Annotated in this window: 14 protein-coding genes; 6 read left to right on the forward strand and 8 right to left on the reverse strand. The window is 47.5% G+C overall.

Features of this window, described 5'->3' with window-relative positions; genetic code table 11:
* Nucleotides 1–475: 475 nt before the first annotated feature.
* The 3 genes from OZ401_RS22330 to OZ401_RS22340 all read right to left on the reverse strand — a co-directional run bounded on the left by OZ401_RS22330 (nt 476) and on the right by OZ401_RS22340 (nt 5,364).
* Nucleotides 476–1,513: a GDP-mannose 4,6-dehydratase gene (locus OZ401_RS22330; protein ID WP_341470741.1), complete on the reverse strand. Its 1,038-nt coding sequence runs from the start codon at nt 1,511–1,513 to the stop codon at nt 476–478.
* Between the two features lie 40 nt (nt 1,514–1,553).
* Complete coding sequence (locus OZ401_RS22335) at nt 1,554–3,035, reverse strand: nucleotide sugar dehydrogenase (protein WP_341470742.1); 1,482 nt, start codon at nt 3,033–3,035, stop codon at nt 1,554–1,556.
* Between the two features lie 133 nt (nt 3,036–3,168).
* Nucleotides 3,169–5,364: an Agd3-related carbohydrate deacetylase gene (locus OZ401_RS22340; RefSeq protein WP_341470743.1), complete on the reverse strand. Its 2,196-nt coding sequence runs from the start codon at nt 5,362–5,364 to the stop codon at nt 3,169–3,171.
* 1,133 nt (nt 5,365–6,497) lie between these two features.
* Between OZ401_RS22340 and OZ401_RS22345 the strand changes: the two genes are divergently transcribed.
* The 5 genes from OZ401_RS22345 to OZ401_RS22365 all read left to right on the forward strand — a co-directional run bounded on the left by OZ401_RS22345 (nt 6,498) and on the right by OZ401_RS22365 (nt 8,416).
* Nucleotides 6,498–7,292 carry an IS5 family transposase gene (locus tag OZ401_RS22345; protein WP_341469196.1) on the forward strand — a complete coding sequence of 265 codons (795 nt, stop codon included), beginning with the start codon at nt 6,498–6,500 and terminating at the stop codon, nt 7,290–7,292.
* Between the two features lie 189 nt (nt 7,293–7,481).
* The gene (locus tag OZ401_RS22350; protein WP_341470744.1) at nt 7,482–7,646 is read left to right on the forward strand and encodes a hypothetical protein; all 165 of its coding nucleotides are present in this window, start codon (nt 7,482–7,484) and stop codon (nt 7,644–7,646) included.
* A 158-nt stretch (nt 7,647–7,804) separates the two neighbouring features.
* Nucleotides 7,805–7,993 carry a hypothetical protein gene (locus tag OZ401_RS22355; RefSeq protein WP_341470745.1) on the forward strand — a complete coding sequence of 63 codons (189 nt, stop codon included), beginning with the start codon at nt 7,805–7,807 and terminating at the stop codon, nt 7,991–7,993.
* Between the two features lie 25 nt (nt 7,994–8,018).
* Entirely contained in the window at nt 8,019–8,216 is a 198-nt protein-coding gene (locus OZ401_RS22360) for a hypothetical protein (RefSeq protein ID WP_341470746.1), read from the forward strand.
* A gap of 17 nt (nt 8,217–8,233) precedes the next feature.
* Nucleotides 8,234–8,416, forward strand: coding sequence for a hypothetical protein (locus OZ401_RS22365; protein ID WP_341470747.1), 183 nt, complete (start codon nt 8,234–8,236; stop codon nt 8,414–8,416).
* A gap of 42 nt (nt 8,417–8,458) precedes the next feature.
* On the opposite strand, the gene OZ401_RS22370 is transcribed toward OZ401_RS22365, so the two are convergent.
* Nucleotides 8,459–9,754, reverse strand: a complete 1,296-nt coding sequence (locus tag OZ401_RS22370; protein WP_341470748.1) for an MFS transporter — start codon at nt 9,752–9,754, stop codon at nt 8,459–8,461.
* A gap of 415 nt (nt 9,755–10,169) precedes the next feature.
* Here OZ401_RS22370 and OZ401_RS22375 point away from each other — a divergent pair, with 415 nt between their 5' ends.
* Nucleotides 10,170–10,886, forward strand: a complete 717-nt coding sequence (locus OZ401_RS22375; protein ID WP_341470749.1) for a response regulator transcription factor — start codon at nt 10,170–10,172, stop codon at nt 10,884–10,886.
* Between the two features lie 33 nt (nt 10,887–10,919).
* Here OZ401_RS22375 and OZ401_RS22380 read toward each other — a convergent pair whose 3' ends face one another.
* From OZ401_RS22380 to OZ401_RS22395, 4 genes are all read right to left on the reverse strand, one after another.
* Nucleotides 10,920–11,786: a PhzF family phenazine biosynthesis protein gene (locus tag OZ401_RS22380; RefSeq protein ID WP_341470750.1), complete on the reverse strand. Its 867-nt coding sequence runs from the start codon at nt 11,784–11,786 to the stop codon at nt 10,920–10,922.
* A gap of 1 nt (nt 11,787) precedes the next feature.
* Complete coding sequence (locus OZ401_RS22385; RefSeq protein WP_341470751.1) at nt 11,788–14,631, reverse strand: FtsK/SpoIIIE family DNA translocase; 2,844 nt, start codon at nt 14,629–14,631, stop codon at nt 11,788–11,790.
* Nucleotides 14,632–14,874: 243 nt separating this feature from the next.
* Nucleotides 14,875–15,225 carry a response regulator gene (locus tag OZ401_RS22390; RefSeq protein ID WP_341470752.1) on the reverse strand — a complete coding sequence of 117 codons (351 nt, stop codon included), beginning with the start codon at nt 15,223–15,225 and terminating at the stop codon, nt 14,875–14,877.
* Nucleotides 15,226–15,875: 650 nt separating this feature from the next.
* Complete coding sequence (locus OZ401_RS22395; RefSeq protein ID WP_341470753.1) at nt 15,876–16,226, reverse strand: response regulator; 351 nt, start codon at nt 16,224–16,226, stop codon at nt 15,876–15,878.
* Nucleotides 16,227–16,619 lie beyond the last annotated feature (393 nt).

Raw genomic sequence — 16,619 nt, forward strand, 5'->3', positions numbered from 1 at the left:
CACAGGGGTTGCCACCCCTGAGAACCCCGCTCGGATTCCGTTAGCTCCCCTCAAGGGGGGAAGGAGAGAGGGAGGAGTTCAAGGGGACACCCCTTGCCACCCCGCACAGGGGTTGCCACCCCTGAGAACCCCGCTCGGATTCCGTTAGCTCCCCTCAAGGGGGGAAGGAGAGAGGGAAGAATTCAAGGGGACACCCCTTGCCACCCCGCACAGGGGTTGCACCTGCCTGTGACCCGGGATAGGGGATACCCAAACCAACTCCACGAGAAGGGCTATTGCAAGTTCGGCATTGACATCTTCAGTTCGCCCCAAATGTTAAGAAAATCGGTTTTGTAGGGGCGGTTCGTGAACCGCCCTGCCTGAATCCCTCAAATTGAACCTATCCAACGCAGGCGCATCCCGATGCGCCCCTACCCAAACCAATTCCACGAGAGGGCGTGATTGGACACGCCCCACAAATCACCTTACGCCCTTACTAAGCCGCGTTTACATTGAGCTTATCGGGCAACATGCTGAGTACCACATCTCGCAAAATATCGTCCAAAGTGGCGCGAGGTTGCCAGCCGATGTATTGGTTTATTTTGGAGATATTGGGGACGCGCCGCCGCATATCCTCAAAACCTTCCGCATACGCCTGAGCATAGGGGATAAATTTGATGTCATCGGTGCTGCCTAGCCCATCGCCATCTAACTGGTTCACCGTTTTTAACACACGCTGCGCCAATTGCAGGATGGATACTTCTTCGGTTGAGCCGATGTTGAACACCTGACCAACCGCTTCCGGGCATTCCGACAACCCGATGATTGCTCTAACGGCATCTTCTACGTGGCAGAAGCAGCGGGATTGCTGACCATCGCCGTAAACGGTCAATTGCTCTCCGCTTATAGCTTGCTGTACTAAGCGCGGCACAACCATGCCGTAATGTCCGGTTTGGCGCGGACCGACCGTGTTAAACAGCCGGAAAATTACTACCGGAAGTCCCTTCTGGCGGTAATAAGCCAAGCCGAGGAATTCATCAACCATCTTTGAGGCGGCATAACCCCAACGACTGTTAGCAGTAGAACCTAGCACCACGTCATCATCTTCGCTGAAGGGGAAGCGGATACCCTTACCGTAAACTTCAGAGGTAGAGGCAATCATTACCTTAACCCGATAGCGCAGGGCAGCTTGCAAAATCGCGTCCGTACCCATAACGTTGGTTTCAATGGTACGCGCGGGGTCTTCCACTACCAATTTCACGCCCACTGCCGCCGCCAAGTGAATAATGGTGTCACATTCGCTGGCTAAACGGTCGAGTACCACCTCACTGGTCAGGTTATCCACTACGAAGCGAAGGTTGGGATGCCCCATCAAGTGCTGGACATTCTCAAAACTCCCGGTAGAAAGGTTATCGAGAATCGTTACATGGCAATCTTTGTTCAATAACGCTTCCGTTAGATGGCTGCCGATAAAGCCCATTCCGCCGGTAATTAGAATCCGTGAAGATTTGCGAGGTAAATGAAAATTAAGCATTTATAAATTCTCCTGCATCAGTTTTTGTAATAATCCACACTTAGAGCAACACAATTCGGTCTGAATGCCCCTCAACGTGACGGGTAGCGTTTCTGGTATCAACTACTAAATGACTGTTCTCCACAATCCAATTCCAGTCAAAACAGCGATGGGCGGTAGTGATAACCACACAATCTGCTTGGTTCAAAGCATTTTCATCTAGCTCTATCGAGTTTAAGGACAAGTCGGCAACAGCTAATGCCGGGACATAAGGGTCGTGATAAGCTACATTCGCGCCTTTTTCCTGAAGCAAGTGAATCAGGTCAAGCGCAGGAGACTCTCGAAGGTCGCCCACATCTTCTTTGTAAGAAACGCCTAGCACCACCACCCGCGAGCCTCGAATGGGCTTAGCGTTTAGGTTCAGGGCATCGGAGATTTTCGTCAGCACGTAATGGGGCATCCCGAAATTGATTTCTTCGGCAAGCTGGATAAAACGCGCATTGTAGTTCAAAGTTTTGAGCTTCCAAGCGAGATAATGCGGGTCAACCGGGATGCAATGTCCGCCCAAACCGGGACCGGGATAGAAGGTCATAAAGCCGAAGGGCTTGGTTTTCGCTGCGTCAATAACTTCCCAAACGCTCACGCCCAAATGCTCGCACATAATGGCGACTTCGTTAATCAAGCCGATATTCACCGCGCGGAAGGTGTTTTCCAGTAGCTTGACCATTTCCGCCGCACGGGGGGATGATACCGGTACTACCGTTTCAATCGCGCTGCCGTAAAGCTTCAAGGCGACCTGTAAACAGGTAGGGGTCACGCCGCCGATTACTTTAGGAGTAGTGCGAACAGTCCAGTCCTTACGACCCGGATCAATTCTTTCAGGGGAGAAAGCGAGGAAGAAATCCCGCCCAACCACCAGCGCCGAGCGACTATCCGAGTTAAAACCGTGCGTGTTGTTCTTATTCTGAGCCTGCTCCAGCAAAGGCAGGATTAATTCTTCGGTAGTGCCGGGATAAGTGGTACTTTCCAGCACAATCAGCATTCCGGTGTGGATGCGCAGCGCAATTTCATCTGCCGCTGAAATGATGTAGGACATGTCCGGGTCTTTGGTTTTGCTCAAGGGAGTCGGCACACAGATAATAACGGCATCCACATCCTGCAAAATGTTGTAATCGGTAGTTACGCTCAAGCTGCCGGTTGCTTTCTCGCCGTCCTGTTTCCCAACGCGGGGTTGGCGATTATTTAGCCCGGTCAGAGGCGTGATTATAGCTGCCACACGCTCGGAGGAAATATCCTCAATATGACTCTTTCCGGCGTTAAGGGTGGCGACCCTTCTTTTATCAATGTCCAAACCTACTACTCTGAAACCCGCTTCGGCATAAGCTACTGCCAGCGGCAATCCTACATAACCCAAACCGATAATTGCTACGATGGCTTGACGAGTCTCAAGCCGATTCAAAAGAGCTGCGCCTGCGCTAGAAACTGTAACGGTGCGTTTGTTATCTATAATTACTTGCTCATTTATTTCGGTAACGGTCATCATTAACTCCTTAAAGTCCATATATAAGAACTATATTTCTTCGAAACAGCAAGCTGAACTAAACCCAACAACTAGCCAGTATCAGCTTTTGCAAGACCAGCCCTAATGAACTGGTCTTGCGAGACAAACCCTAAGGTTAAGGGGCTGGGAACGAGATGGTCTGATTGGCAGTCATGTTTATATGTGAGATGGACTGACCGCCATAAGTTTCGGGCGTACCGTACTTGACACCTGTAACCGGAACAGTCGCGGCATTTGCAACTTTTACTGTGATGGTTTTTGAACCCGGATTCCAAGTGGCAGTCACACCGGAGGCGTTGTAAGCCATCCGATTGGTCATGGCAACCCCTATTTCGTGCTGTGTCATGTTCTTGATCGGCAGATTGGAAACCGCGCTGTACTTGGTCAAAGTAGCGTTAATCAAATCGCCTAACAAAGAGTTAGTAGTGTTGTATGCGCCAACGTTAGGCTGGTGGAACATTACGGGGTCAATGTCCCATTTGAGTAACCACTGCAACCACAGATTCGATTCGGTATCCAGAATCTGGTTATAGGTAAGATTTGTTGTCCAATAGCGCCAAGCTCCTCCGGCGCAAGTTCCGGTAGGCCCGTAGTAACAGTTGTACTCCGACACCCATTGAGCTTGAGTTCTGAGGTTATAGAAAAGATTGGTGGTATGTCGCGGAACAACCAGCAAACCTGAAGGAGTAGTAAAGCCTGTGTTTGGGCTTGGGTTATTCCAACCTGCGCGGGAAGTGTCGGATATTAGATAACGGATACCCCAATTGTAGGCGGCTTGCTGGAAGGTTGGATTATACAAACCTGATATATCGGGCTGCACCATCGCATCTTTGTAGAAATTGGTAAAGCCGCTCTGAGTAGCGTAATCAAGGTTTTGCTGCAATTCAGCGACCGTATCCGCCGCCGTAATAGCATCAAGGTTAGCGTGGGTGAAGGTATGGGTAATCCAGTTAAACTGTGCTTTATTGGCTACTACTGCGGATGAAAGAGTATCCGGACTATAGATTCCGGTTGAGCCTTCACCGTTGAAAGGAAATTCTATTTTCAAACTGGCAGCGAGTGGGAACTTTGTCCTGATATTATTCTGCCAAGTTATAAACCGGGTTAAGTCGGTGCCGGACATACGGAAGGTGATGCCCGTAGTGTCGGTCATGGCTTTGGTATCCCAAATGTCATCATCAATCAAGATGTCATCAGGCTGAATACCCATCGAGGCATGCCGCTCACCCAAGAAAACACCCTTGGTAAGCCAATTGATAGTGCCGTAGGAAAGTAGCAAAGTATGCACCAGATAGGGGTTACCATCGGCGGTTATTGCCAAATTCTGGCGACCATCGGCATAAGTTTTAACGGCAGCAATGGTGTAAACTCCATTGGTAGTGGTCAGCAAGGGAGTGACGTTCTCACCGGGCGCAACTGTCGCCAAGTAAGTCCACGCGCCACTGATAGTAATGGTGGCATTGGGCTTTAGGTCTGAGAAAACCGCATTCCCGGCAGTGGTTAACTTGGTTTGAAGCGGGGTAGTAAGTGTATCTTGATAAGCATAGGTTGGGTCGGCTAAGCCATAAGTATCGGGCCAACCGGGAAGCGTGTAAGCGGTCACTTGCCGAATACCAAACATCGCTTCGTAGTTCCAAAGAGTATTCCACTCAGCGGTGGTGAAGGCGCTAGGCCAACTATTGGTAGTCGCATCATAATACAATAGACTTCCGGTAGTTAAAATGATGCCCTGATAATAGCCGTGTGAAACGCCATCCCACAGGAGGCTATCGGTTAGCGTAGTTTGCGAAGCAAGCAGCACATTGTAAGGGAGACCGAGTTGATCCAATGTAGATTTAATCGCCGGGAAATTCGGCTCAGTGCCATCTGCGGCAACTACCAGAATTTTCATATCGCGTGGGTCAAGAGTATGATTAGCTACAGCGGCGGCAGCCAACAAAGTTGGTGCGGCGGGGGCAGTAGTCAGCGCATCCACGCCCACAGTTAAGCCATCAATTGCCGAGTTCCCTCTAGGTTTATTTTTTTTCTTGGAAGTGCTAACAGGTTGTTGGGGTTTGGAAGGTATTTTAGTTGGTTCTACTACACCGGGAACGACATCCAGATGCCCTGCTTTGAGTTTATTATTTGCAGCGTCAACATCGACTGTCGAGGTTAAAAACGTGGTGGCGATTGCTAATAAGGCAAACAATAAGCCAAAACGCATAACTACAGACAATCTGGGATTTTGAAAAGGTTTCTTTTTACGCACTATTACCTCCAAATTGGTATCAATAACGATGGCAAGGTGCATCAAAGAGCTTGCCTGTGCCAAACGACGTCCTAGCAAAGAGAAGTGATATACCTTGTCGATTTTGATAGCTGGCTTTTAACCAGTTCCAAGTGAGGTTTAGCGGGTACTGATGTCAGACACTTTCGGAGGCATTGCAAGAATTGCTTTGCATGGTGTAAAATAGAAGTGTCTTAGGCGCAACTAAACCTCGTAAGCCAAGAACTACGAGTGAACGAGTTTAAGACAAGGGGATAAGGCTTTGCAGAGCTTTATTCCCGCTTTATTTTATAAATGGTTACTGGGTGATTACGACCCCGATAGCATACCTTTTATTTAGCAACCCCAAATAAGGGAGTGCAAAATTGGTTCGAAGTAAAAATTAATAGCGATGTAAAGATGGTGCGTAGCATATATAGGTAGATGTACATCCAAGCTCTTAACTTATACTTTTTAGAGTTAACTTATTACAACGGTTCAAGCTGCTTAAATATAAGCATGTAATTAAGTTAACATATTTTTACCTGATGGGCAATTGTACCATATATTTATTTTAATGTTAAGTTAATAAATTGTAACTTTGATATTCATCTGTGATCGCTTTGAGGCAAAGCTGTTTCGGAATGAAATGACAGTTTTTAGAGCAAGGTAAATATTTCCTAAAGATACAGGCGATTTATAATAGACTCCTCCTTAGCTGCAAGGTAATTAAGCTGCCCAACTGAGTAATTCAAACCCATTACAAGCGTACAAGGGGAGTTTGGTTTGGAGGTGGACAGCATTTAGCGTCTAATCTTTACAGAGTTTTGCCCGATTCATCCCCGAAGAATAGTTTACCCAACTTCCTCTAATATTTAACCTATATAAAAGCAAAAAGCACAGCGCGTACTGTGCTTTTTTCATGCTAGTTTCAAACCCCTTCCGAGGATTAGGTGTCTTCCGACAGTAGCTCTTTCTTAGAGCTTCCCGATTCTATGAAAATGGCATTTTCCCGATGCATGGGGAATTTATCATTCCTTAATCAAACGAGAGCGCGTCCAGACAGCCACCTACCGATTAAAACCCCTGTAGGGTTGCGCTTTCTCGACACAAACCTAGGTCTAAAGGCTTAGAGCGTTTCTTAAAACTGAGTAAAGAAGAAAGTTGAAATAAAAAAGAATAATGGGTAAGCTCGTATTATGAGTACAAGAAAAGCTTACCCTACCGACCCGAGCGATGCCGAGTGGGAAATCATTATGCCATATTTCCCCCCTAACAGTCGAGAAGGTCGTCCCAGAGTACATCCCTATCGTGAAATAGTCTGCGCCATCTTCTACTTACTCAAAACTGGTTGCCAATGGGAAATGCTTCCACAAGAGTTTCCTCATTGGAAAACAGTCTATCACTACTACCGTCTGTGGCGCTGGAACGGTCTTTGGCAACGTATTTACGAGGCACTACACCAAAAAGTGCGAGTTAAGGCAGGACGAAATCCCCAACCCAGCGCTGGTATCATCGATAGCCAGTCAGTAAAAACCACCGAAGTTGGAGGAATACGGGGTTACGATGCAGGAAAAAAGGTGAATGGGCGCAAGCGGCACCTGCTGGTGGACACCTTGGGCTTTCCGATCGTGGTCAAAGTACAAGCTGCGAATATACAAGATCGAGATGGGGCAATAGAAGTGCTGGCCACTGCTGAGAATAAATGCCGTACCCTGAAGTTGGTATGGGCGGATGGAGGTTACAGCGGAAAGTTGGTAGAGTGGGTGGCTGGAATGTTCGATTTTGAACTGGAAATAGTCAAACGCACCGACGATATTAAAGGTTTTAAGGTACAACCGCGTCGTTGGGTAGTAGAACGGACGCATGCCTGGATCGGGCGGAACCGACGAATGGCGAAAGAGTATGAGCGTTTACCACAGCATTCGGAAGCCAATATTTACATTTCTATGATCCGTTTGGCTCTCAAAAGGCTTTCTAAACTTTCGCCTTGATCTAGTTTTAAGAATGGCTCTTAGGAGAGGTTAAGTACAAAAGCTAAAGTAACGCTATTGACAAATGTAAATAGCAATGTATAATACAGACAGGTAAGCAGAGCTTGCCATGAAATATAAAATAGATAAATAGTGATAATTATAGTCGTTAAAAGCGACTCCCAAACTCTGAAGGAAAGGAGAAGGCATATGAAAAACCCGAATATTGCAGTCATTATGACCAGTGCTTATTGCGGCAGCGCGTGTCTTCGCCCTGAATTTGGGTTTGGACGGTCAGAGCGGTTCTTGAGGGATAGGGTAAAACCTGATGGCTTAAACGATACCGATTTTAGCAAGGAGAACAAAGCTTGCTAGAACCGGGCAGTTAAAAAGCCAGAAATATAAACCTCTTGAAGCGCGATGACTAAACTAAAAATAGCCCATCGCGTTTTTTGTTAATTAAGCACTTTTAGAAGAAATTATAGATTGTTATTTTACTTAAATTTGATGCACATATTAGGAGAAATAAAGCGATGTATCCTTATCAGTACGAGAAGCAAGCACTCTATCGGCAACGAGAGCTTTTACGAGAAGTGGAACACAATAGGCTTGTCAGTGAAGCGCGTAAAAGCAAGCCACACTCCCTTCTTGCCAAACTAGCGGATAGAATGGTAAAACCCTTCCGCTCTAGCAAATACAGAAAGTTAGCCAAAGAGGCTTAACAATTCGGTAGAAAGAGTGAAAAGCATGTTTAATTACGAACAGCAAGTGCGGCATCGCACCGCAAACTTCCTGAATGAAGCGCAGCAACAGAAGCAAGCGAAGGAAGCGTTAAAGTCTCGTCAGAGCAAAACGCTGAAACAGAAATTTGGCGAAAAACTGATCAACATGGGTGAAGCATTGGCACAGGAGTCTTACTCAAACGAAGTTCGCCAAGCTCAGTAAATAGAGGAGCAAACCAAATGCCGGAACATATGACCCATCTTTATGCGCTAGGTTTCGCCAGAGAGCGAATCCAGAAGTACCGTGAAGAAGCTGAAAAAGCGGCGCGTTTGCCCGCAAACCAGAAGAAAAATAACAGACTCAAGTTTGATTTCTTGCGCAAATGGTCGAGAAAAATCATGCCTGAGACTGGCACATTCTAATGGACGGCTTGATAATTGAACTTATTACCTCAGAAATCCTCATTAAACCTCTAAAGTATCTACACTACCCACAGCCGGAGTAGGTGACCTCACCACTCCGGTTTTTTTATTCGGGCGAAAAAGAAGATAAAGCAAAAACGCCAGCGTCAGCAAGCCAAACTGCAAAAGCCCAATAATAACAAAGGGCATCCCCCGCGCCGTATTTTCGTAGAGAAACCCGCCGATGAGCGACCCGGCGAGAGTCCCGAATTGCTGCACCGCATTATAAAGCCCTTGAGCCTTACCGCGGGCGTGATGTGGGCTGTGGTCTGCCAAGTAGCCATCATTCGCGGCGCGCGCCACCGCATCAATCGAACCCTCCAACACGCCCACTACCATTATAATAAGGAAAGAGGTAATTATTCCGTAGCTCACCCATACGAATGAGAGTAGAATTGACGCGCTGAACATCAGCAGCAAACGCCCCACTCTATCCGAAAAACGCCCCGCCCAAGGCGCTACCAAAATAATCGGAACCGAATAGACCGAATAAGTCCAGCCGATAGCGGTAAGCGAGAAGCCCAAATCGGCAGTAAACAAACTCCAGATGGCAATCGCAACCCCGGGACCAAGCCCAATCGCGCCCTTTACCAGACAGCCGATAACTATCGGGAAGGTCAAGAGTTTTTCTGTGCCTGTCACCTCTGCCGGAATACTGACTACCGGAGTGTCCAGTTCACTTGTGCTTCTCTGGCGATAACCGCGATAGGAAAACAGCACCAGCAAAATTGAGGGAATAAATATAATGAAAGAAAGCAGATAAACCGCCTGAAATCCGGTTATCTCTGCCAGCAACGTCCCAATGGGAGGACCTGCAAACATACCAAAGGTAATAACCGCGCTGAACAGCCCGAAAGCCTCGCCGTTCCTGCCCGGAGGCGTAAGGTCTGCCAGCAAAGCGCGAGCAGGTGAGGAAACCGCCGCCGCCGTTATCCCTTCCACAAAACGCAGCAGAATGAACATTTCGGCGGAAGTGGTGAACATAAAGCCCAGCGTAATCAGCGAATGCCCGATCAATCCGGCGATAATCAGGTTAGGGCGATGTACCCTGTCACTCAACCAACCGAACGGGAAAAGAAACACAAAGCCTGAAAACAAGAAAGCAGCTGCCATAAAACCGACTGCCACGCCGCTTGCGCCTTCATCCCGCGCATAGAGAGTGCGTATCGGCGATACAAAGCCCTGCGCCAAAAACGAAACGGCTATCGCAATCAACAAACTGGCGATTTGCCAATTGCTCCAAAGGCTTGGGGGTCTTTTCCGCTTACTATTAGTGGGTTTAGATACCGAGAGATTCAACCTATCCTCCAACGAGCTTTTAAAACGCAACTTCGGCTATTTTATCAGATTCTTGGATGGCACATTGGAACGCCACCACCCGAACCCAAATTGTAACAATTTACTCTAAGCCCCTTGCCTGAACCCCTAACCAACATCCCCTCGTGGGTGTGGTTCGACCCGCCACTCTGAAATCTATTTCTCCCGGAAAAGCCTCCCAAAAGCCGCTTGAAAGCATTAAAAAATTATAACGCCAATAAGTTGCTTTGTAATTTTTGAGGCTATTTTGTTCATCTTTATTGATATATTTTGTGCTATATTTCATGCATATTATTGTTTGGGTTTAGGTTATGACATAGGGTATAGATAGCAAACAAGCCTCTTCACATGAAACATGCTCTTATTGACTAAGTTTGAATCCATGTGTGGAGATGGTATGAATATTCTAGTTGTAGAAGACGAGCCATTAACTTTAAAAGTCGTCGAATATGTATTAAGTGGAAGTGGTTATCAAGTAACAAAAGCAACTAACATAAAAGAAGCTGATGAAATCTTGAGTCTAAGCCAACCTTGGCTGGCAATTGTTGACAAGTTTCTACCCGATGGTAATGGTGCAGATTATTGTGAGCTACTTGCTGAAAAACACCCCGGTTTGCCTGTAATATTGCTCACCTGTGAAAGCCAGCAACGGCAACGCGATTATATGCGCTACCCCGGAGATACTATCCGTAAACCTTTTGTTTTGAAAGACCTAGTGGATAGCGTTAAACGAATGATAAGGGCTGATGTCGCTTGTCACGCTGCCCCACCTGCTCAATCGCGTCTGACCGTTGGAGAAATTGAATTAGCGCCTGTTGAGCGGCGTTTGTATATTTCCAATAAGCCTACCATTCAACTTTCTAAGTCTGAATCAAAGCTGTTGGAATGTGTGATGTCTAACGCGGGGGCGGTTGTAACTACCGAAGAACTGGATTTTGCCTTGCATGCCTACGATTTGACCGGTGAAGTCGATTCGGTTGACGAATATATATATCGTCTTCGACGTAAACTCGAAGATGATCCCAATAATCCTCGCTATTTATGTCCGGCGGAAAAACTCGGCATGAAAGGATATTTTTTTTCAAAAGAGTTGCCGGTAATGGTGGTTGAGTAAGCTCGTTTTTAGCCCCCTTAATTGGGGGCTTTTTTAAATTTCGCTTTTGCCTACTCTTACTGCCTCGCCTGTAATTAATACGCGGCTGATTTTTCCTTGCTCTATGCCTATATCTACTTCTGCCCGACCGGGACAGCCCAAGGCATGCCCTTGCTCGATTACCAAATGGGTGCGCTGCCGGATTAATCCGCTGCTTACCAGATACCCGCCCAAAGCTGCCATTGCTACGCCTGTAACCGGGTCTTCTACGAAGCCAACCCCGTAGGGAAACTGACGCGCTTCAAGGTCAACACCGGGATTGCGCGCTTGACAGGTGTAAGGGTAAAGCCCGGTCAGTCCGTTAGCTTTACATAATTCTTCAAGCGCCTTATCGTTGCGCTCGCATGAATCCAACGTTTTATAATCCGGTAGTGGGATTAGCAATTTCGGGCGACCTGCCGAAGCGGACACAATGCGCCCTACAATCTGTCGCGCTTCTAGCCCGATAGCGACTGCTACCGCATCCGGTGAGAAAAATGCATCTTCAAAGGTAGGGTTAGGTTGTTGCAGCGTAATGCGGGAGGGTTGGTCAGCTCGAATTTCGGCGCGGGCGTATAGCACCCCCGCTTGGGTTTCCACAAAGCATTCGCCTTTGAGCTTGCCTTCCTCTGCCAGAATCCACAACGCGCCGATGGTAGCATGTCCGCACAGGTTCATTTCCCCGCTCGGAGAGAAATAGCGGAGACGCAAGGTTGCATCGTTGCGGGTGGGAGGCAAAACAAAAGCGCATTCGGTGGCGGTTTCTACCGCGATTTGCCGCATGCGCTTTTCGCTCAAGGTTGCCGCTTCCAAAATAACACAGGCAGGGTTGCCGTTACCGGGAATGCGGGTGAATACATCTATCTCGTAGAGGGCAGCCATCCTATAACGGTAAATCCTCGTCGTCATCCTCGCCGTTGTGAGCTTGCGGTTCGGGCGGTTTGGCGCGTCTTTCCAGCCGCACTTCATTGACTCTGGCTTGCGCGTTCAATGCCGGAGAAACATCTTTATAGACTGTAGCATTTGAGACAAAACGGCTTTTATCGTTTGGCGCGTCAAAAGGTTCTGGCGTAAAGAGGCTGGCGGCAGCGGTTAGCGAGGTCGTGCCAAGCAAATCTTCTTCTTCGAGTAACACCGGGCGCGGTTTGCTGCCTTCGGCATGCCCGATTACCCCCGCTTGTTCAAGCTGTTCAATCAAACGAGCGGCGCGGTTATAGCCCACTCGTAAGCGGCGTTGCAAGAGTGAGATTGAAGCGCTTCGAGATTCGCGCACCAATTGCAAAGCTTGCTCAAACAACTCGTCCGTATCGTCGCTGCTGTCCTCGCGGTCTGCTTCGATGGTGTTTAGCTCACCGGGCCACAATTGTTCTTGTACAAAGTTTTTGGCTTCGCCTTCGAGGAAAGTGGCTTGCTGATCCCAGAATCTTACCAGCGTATCAATTTCTTCATCGCTGACAAACACCCCTTGCACTCGGATAGGCTTGGGCGCATCGCTTGGCAGATAGAGCATATCGCCGCGACCGAGCAATTTTTCTGCTCCGGCTACGTCCAGAATTACCCGGCTATCGGTTTGCGAGGTAACGGCAAAGGTGATGCGGGTGGGGAAGTTCGCCTTTATCAAGCCGGTTACCACATCCACCGAAGGACGCTGCGTAGCGAGAATGAGGTGAATGCCCACCGCGCGGGCTTTTTGGGCGAGGCGACAGATACTCGATTCGGCTTCTTCGGGCGCAACCATCATCAAATCTGCCAGTTCATCTATAATCAGCACGAGGTAAGGCAATTTCTCCCAATCGTTGCCCACTCCGGCAGCTTTATTATAGCTGTCGATGTTGCGATGTCCTGACAGCGAAAGGCGTTTGTAGCGTTTTTCCATTTCGCGGATAGTCCACTTCAAAACGCTCATTACGGTTGGGGTGCGCGGTTCGCCGTTGCGGGCGCGATCTCGCTCTTTCTCCGGGTCAGCCTCGATTTGAACCACCACCGGGAAAGCCAAATGCGGGATGCCGTTGTAGGTGCTGAGTTCCACCATTTTAGGGTCAACCATTATAAACTTGAGTTCATCCGGGCGATATTGGAACAGCATAGCGGCAATAATCGAGTTGATACACACCGATTTACCGCTTCCGGTTGCCCCTGCAATCAAAAGATGCGGCATTCTGGCAAGGTCGGCAATCATCGGTTGCCCTGCCACATCCCGCCCTAACGCTATTTTAAGCTTGCCGCTTCTCTTATTGAAGTCTTCCGACTCCATTATTTCTTTCATGCCTACGGTAGCAATCTTCAGGTTGGGTACTTCCACGCCCACGCGCTGCTGACCGGGTACGGGCGCTTCGATGCGAATGGCGGGCGCGGCTAAAGACAACGCAAGGTCGTTGGAAAGGGCAGTAATGCGAGCGACTTTAACCCCAAAACCGGGTTCAAGCGCAAACTGGGTGACGGTAGGTCCGGTGTTGACCTCGCGCACATACGCCTCAACTCCAAAACTAGCAAGCGTTTCCTCGATTTTCTTGGCTTTCTTAAGCAGGTCTTTCTCGTTTACTTCTACGCCGGAGAAATTTGCCAGCATCTCAAGCTGAGGCAAACGCCACTCGCGGCGGGGCAATTCGGCAGGCGCGGGCGAATCTTCGCGCTTCCAATTCTGTCCCTCTATCGGTTTTTTGTCGGCAGGAATGGGAGGTTGAGCATGGCTACTTGGTACAAGGTGCGCTCCGAATATCGAAGGGGTAATTTCAGTTGGCACATTATTGCGATTGCCGATTTTGGTGGCGCTAGGCGGTAGCAAAAGACTATCCAGCAAAGCCTCTTCTTCCAGTTTACCCTCTTCGCGGTTTACTACGTAGCTACGGCTTGCCAGATGGGGGTTAATTATGGTTGGATCCATCTCAATATCAAGGTCATCCGGTTCTTCGATTTGGCGAGGGGCTGGCGTACCTTTTAGAACCTGCCAAAGTTGGCGGATGGATACGTTAAAAGCAATAATCAAGCCCACTATGAATAGCGCTACCAACAATAAAAATGCGCCGATGTTCTGCAACATCCCGGCGAGAAAGCCGCTGGTATAGTAACCGATGTAACCGCCGCCGCCGCCCTTTTCTGCCAAATCTTTGGGGTTGGCATCTAATAGGTGGATTAGTAGTACAAAGGCGATAATCGAGAGGATTCCTCCCAACAAGCGCGTCTGGTTGATAAATTCTCGCCGCCTTAAGCCTTCCCAGAAGAAGGTTAAGCCTATAAATGCCAGCCATACCGGAATTAGGTAGGAGGCAAGCCCGAAAATGCGCCTGACCGCCATGCCCGCATCTGCAATCAAGCCTTTTTGCGCGAATAGCCCGAAGAAGAAGATTAGAGCAAAGACTATTAGTAGGATGCCGTAGATTTCCTGACGCGCTCCGGGCGCAATCGCGGGCAATTTGTCATCGCGATGAAAATTACTCGGTTGCGTTTTGGGGGTGCGCTTGCGCGGGGCAGGGGCAGAAGAATTGCCCTGTGCCTGCAATTGTTCAGGCGCATTGCGGGTTGGGGCAAGCGTAAGTTGGGCAGTAGAGGCATTTCCTGCCATGCGCTTGCTACGTTTATTCTCTTTAGGCGCATCAGCCGTGACCACAGGTGCAGAAGGGTCGATGGGCTGTACATTTATAACCGGATCGACGTTTTCAAGTTTACTCTTGCGTGGTGAACGCGAGGTAGCTGCTCCGGTTGTCCCGGCAGATTCTTTCTTAGCCATATGGCGTATCCTGACTTTGTCGGGTAAAGTCCGATAACTAGTTAGTTGTCATAATGATGTTAGCACTTTAGTTCGTTGCCGTCAAGATTAAGAATCGAGTTTACGGGCTGTTGGCAGTTCGGAAAGAGGTGTCATAATTGCTGAATCTAAATTTTGGCAACAATATATAAGAACCGGGTGGGTAGCCCGGCTCTTTGTTTTGTACTGCTTAGTGATAGGGGGAATTGTTAGGAGGTGTGAATTCTATTTCAAGGCTGGGAATAATTTCTTCAACTCAGGGATTAGGTTGGGCTTGGTAATAACTACTTTTAGATTGATGCCAGCGGCATCTACTGACTCATGTTCATAGTCAGTAAAAATCACAAACTCGGCGGTTTCCATGCCGGGAATTGACTGAAGAGTCTTACAATAATTGGGATAGTAGTTTGATTCCATAAAGTTATCTACTAACACAGCCTGCGGTTTGTATTCCATTGCTTGTGCGTAGCCCTCCCAAGAGGTTGCGGCTTCAAGCACTTCGTATCCATGCATTTCAAAGAATGCACCCACGAATTTTCGAAAAACATCAGTTTCATTTACAACAAGAACTACCATTTATAACAATTATTCTTTTCATACTAAAATTTGGCACAAAAAATGGTGGGGTGACGGGTTAGCGCCACCCCTGACTGAATGATGTGGCGGTAAACTCTCCTACCACGCCGTTGTGATAGGAAGCATAGCGCAACCTGCTGCAACGGTGCAGTAGGCTGAAAAGGCATATCCAATTAGAATTTAGGTATATAAACTAAAGTAGGATGTACTATAACTATAATGCATATCCTATGCCAGAAAACCCGGCTAAATGAACCTAGTATTGGGGTTTGCTGCACACAAGCATCGTGTTTCTACTCTAATGATTGCTAAACAATCTAAAGAACACCTAAAAAATATCTAAAGAGTTTAGCTCCTAAGCACAGATATAATCGCTATCTGTAAAGATATTTTAATACAATTGAAAAATAAATGCAAGTAAAGTAAAGTGAGAGTAAAGTTAGAAATATCTGCTTTTATTCAACATATCTAGTAGGATATTGATGATGCGCTGTTCCAGCAAAAAGGAAAGGCTCATCTACCACTGCTAAACATTTTCCGAAAAGGGTTAAGTTTCTTTCACTGCAACAATTCAAAAGATGCAAGAGCCGGGTGGGTGTGCCCGGCTCTTTGTTTGCGCTGCTTAAAGTAAGGGGAGTTAGGAGGGATATTTATTTCAAGGCTGGAAATGCTTTCTTCAACTTAGGAACTATATTGGGCTTGGTAATAGTTTCTTTTAGATTGATACCAGAAGCATCTTCTACCTCACCCTCAAAGTCAGTAAAAATTACAAACTTAGCGGTTTCCATACCGGGAATTGACTGTATATTCTTACAAATAGTAAGACAAGAGAGTGATTCCATAAGGTTATCTACTAATACAACTTGCGGTTTGTATTCCATTGCTTGCAAATAGCTCTCGCTGGAGGTAGCGGCTTCAAGCACAGCGTATCCACGCATTTCAAAGAACCTACGCACGATTTCTCTAAAGACGGCAGTTTCATTTATAACAAGGACTACCAAACTATTTATTCCTTTATGATAAAATGGGTATAAGAAAATAGCAGGTGACGGGTTAGCGCCACCCCTGACTGAATACTGTGGCGGTAAACTCACCTACCGCGCCGTTGCGATAGGGAGCATAACGCAACCTGCTGCAACGGTGCAGTAGGCTGAAAAGGTATATCCAATTAGAATTTAGGTGTATAAACTAAAGTAGGGCGTACTGTAACTATTATGCTTTTCTATGGCAGAAAATCTTCTTGATTGAACCTAGTCTTGGGTTTTACTGTCTCCTATTCCCTTACCTCTGTCCCCCGCATGGTTAAACTACCCAGAAGAAACCAAAAGATAAAACTTATTGGTAATCATTATTCTATAATAACGGTTTATATCTGTAAAGATTAAATTCAGGTC

This window comes from Candidatus Chlorohelix allophototropha (genome assembly GCF_030389965.1).
Taxonomy (GTDB): domain Bacteria; phylum Chloroflexota; class Chloroflexia; order Chloroheliales; family Chloroheliaceae; genus Chlorohelix; species Chlorohelix allophototropha.

Excerpts from the sequence above, each read along its gene's own strand:
- OZ401_RS22355 (WP_341470745.1), top strand. The coding sequence starts at position 7,805 with ATGTATCCTTATCAGTACGAGAAGCAAGCACTCTATCGGCAACGAGAG.
- OZ401_RS22345 (WP_341469196.1), top strand. The coding sequence starts at position 6,498 with ATGAGTACAAGAAAAGCTTACCCTACCGACCCGAGCGATGCCGAGTGG.
- OZ401_RS22360 (WP_341470746.1), top strand. The coding sequence starts at position 8,019 with ATGTTTAATTACGAACAGCAAGTGCGGCATCGCACCGCAAACTTCCTG.
- OZ401_RS22350 (WP_341470744.1), top strand. The coding sequence starts at position 7,482 with ATGAAAAACCCGAATATTGCAGTCATTATGACCAGTGCTTATTGCGGC.
- OZ401_RS22385 (WP_341470751.1), bottom strand. The coding sequence starts at position 14,631 with ATGGCTAAGAAAGAATCTGCCGGGACAACCGGAGCAGCTACCTCGCGT.
- OZ401_RS22390 (WP_341470752.1), bottom strand. The coding sequence starts at position 15,225 with ATGGTAGTTCTTGTTGTAAATGAAACTGATGTTTTTCGAAAATTCGTG.
- OZ401_RS22335 (WP_341470742.1), bottom strand. The coding sequence starts at position 3,035 with ATGATGACCGTTACCGAAATAAATGAGCAAGTAATTATAGATAACAAA.
- OZ401_RS22380 (WP_341470750.1), bottom strand. The coding sequence starts at position 11,786 with ATGGCTGCCCTCTACGAGATAGATGTATTCACCCGCATTCCCGGTAAC.
- OZ401_RS22375 (WP_341470749.1), top strand. The coding sequence starts at position 10,170 with ATGAATATTCTAGTTGTAGAAGACGAGCCATTAACTTTAAAAGTCGTC.
- OZ401_RS22330 (WP_341470741.1), bottom strand. The coding sequence starts at position 1,513 with ATGCTTAATTTTCATTTACCTCGCAAATCTTCACGGATTCTAATTACC.
- OZ401_RS22365 (WP_341470747.1), top strand. The coding sequence starts at position 8,234 with ATGCCGGAACATATGACCCATCTTTATGCGCTAGGTTTCGCCAGAGAG.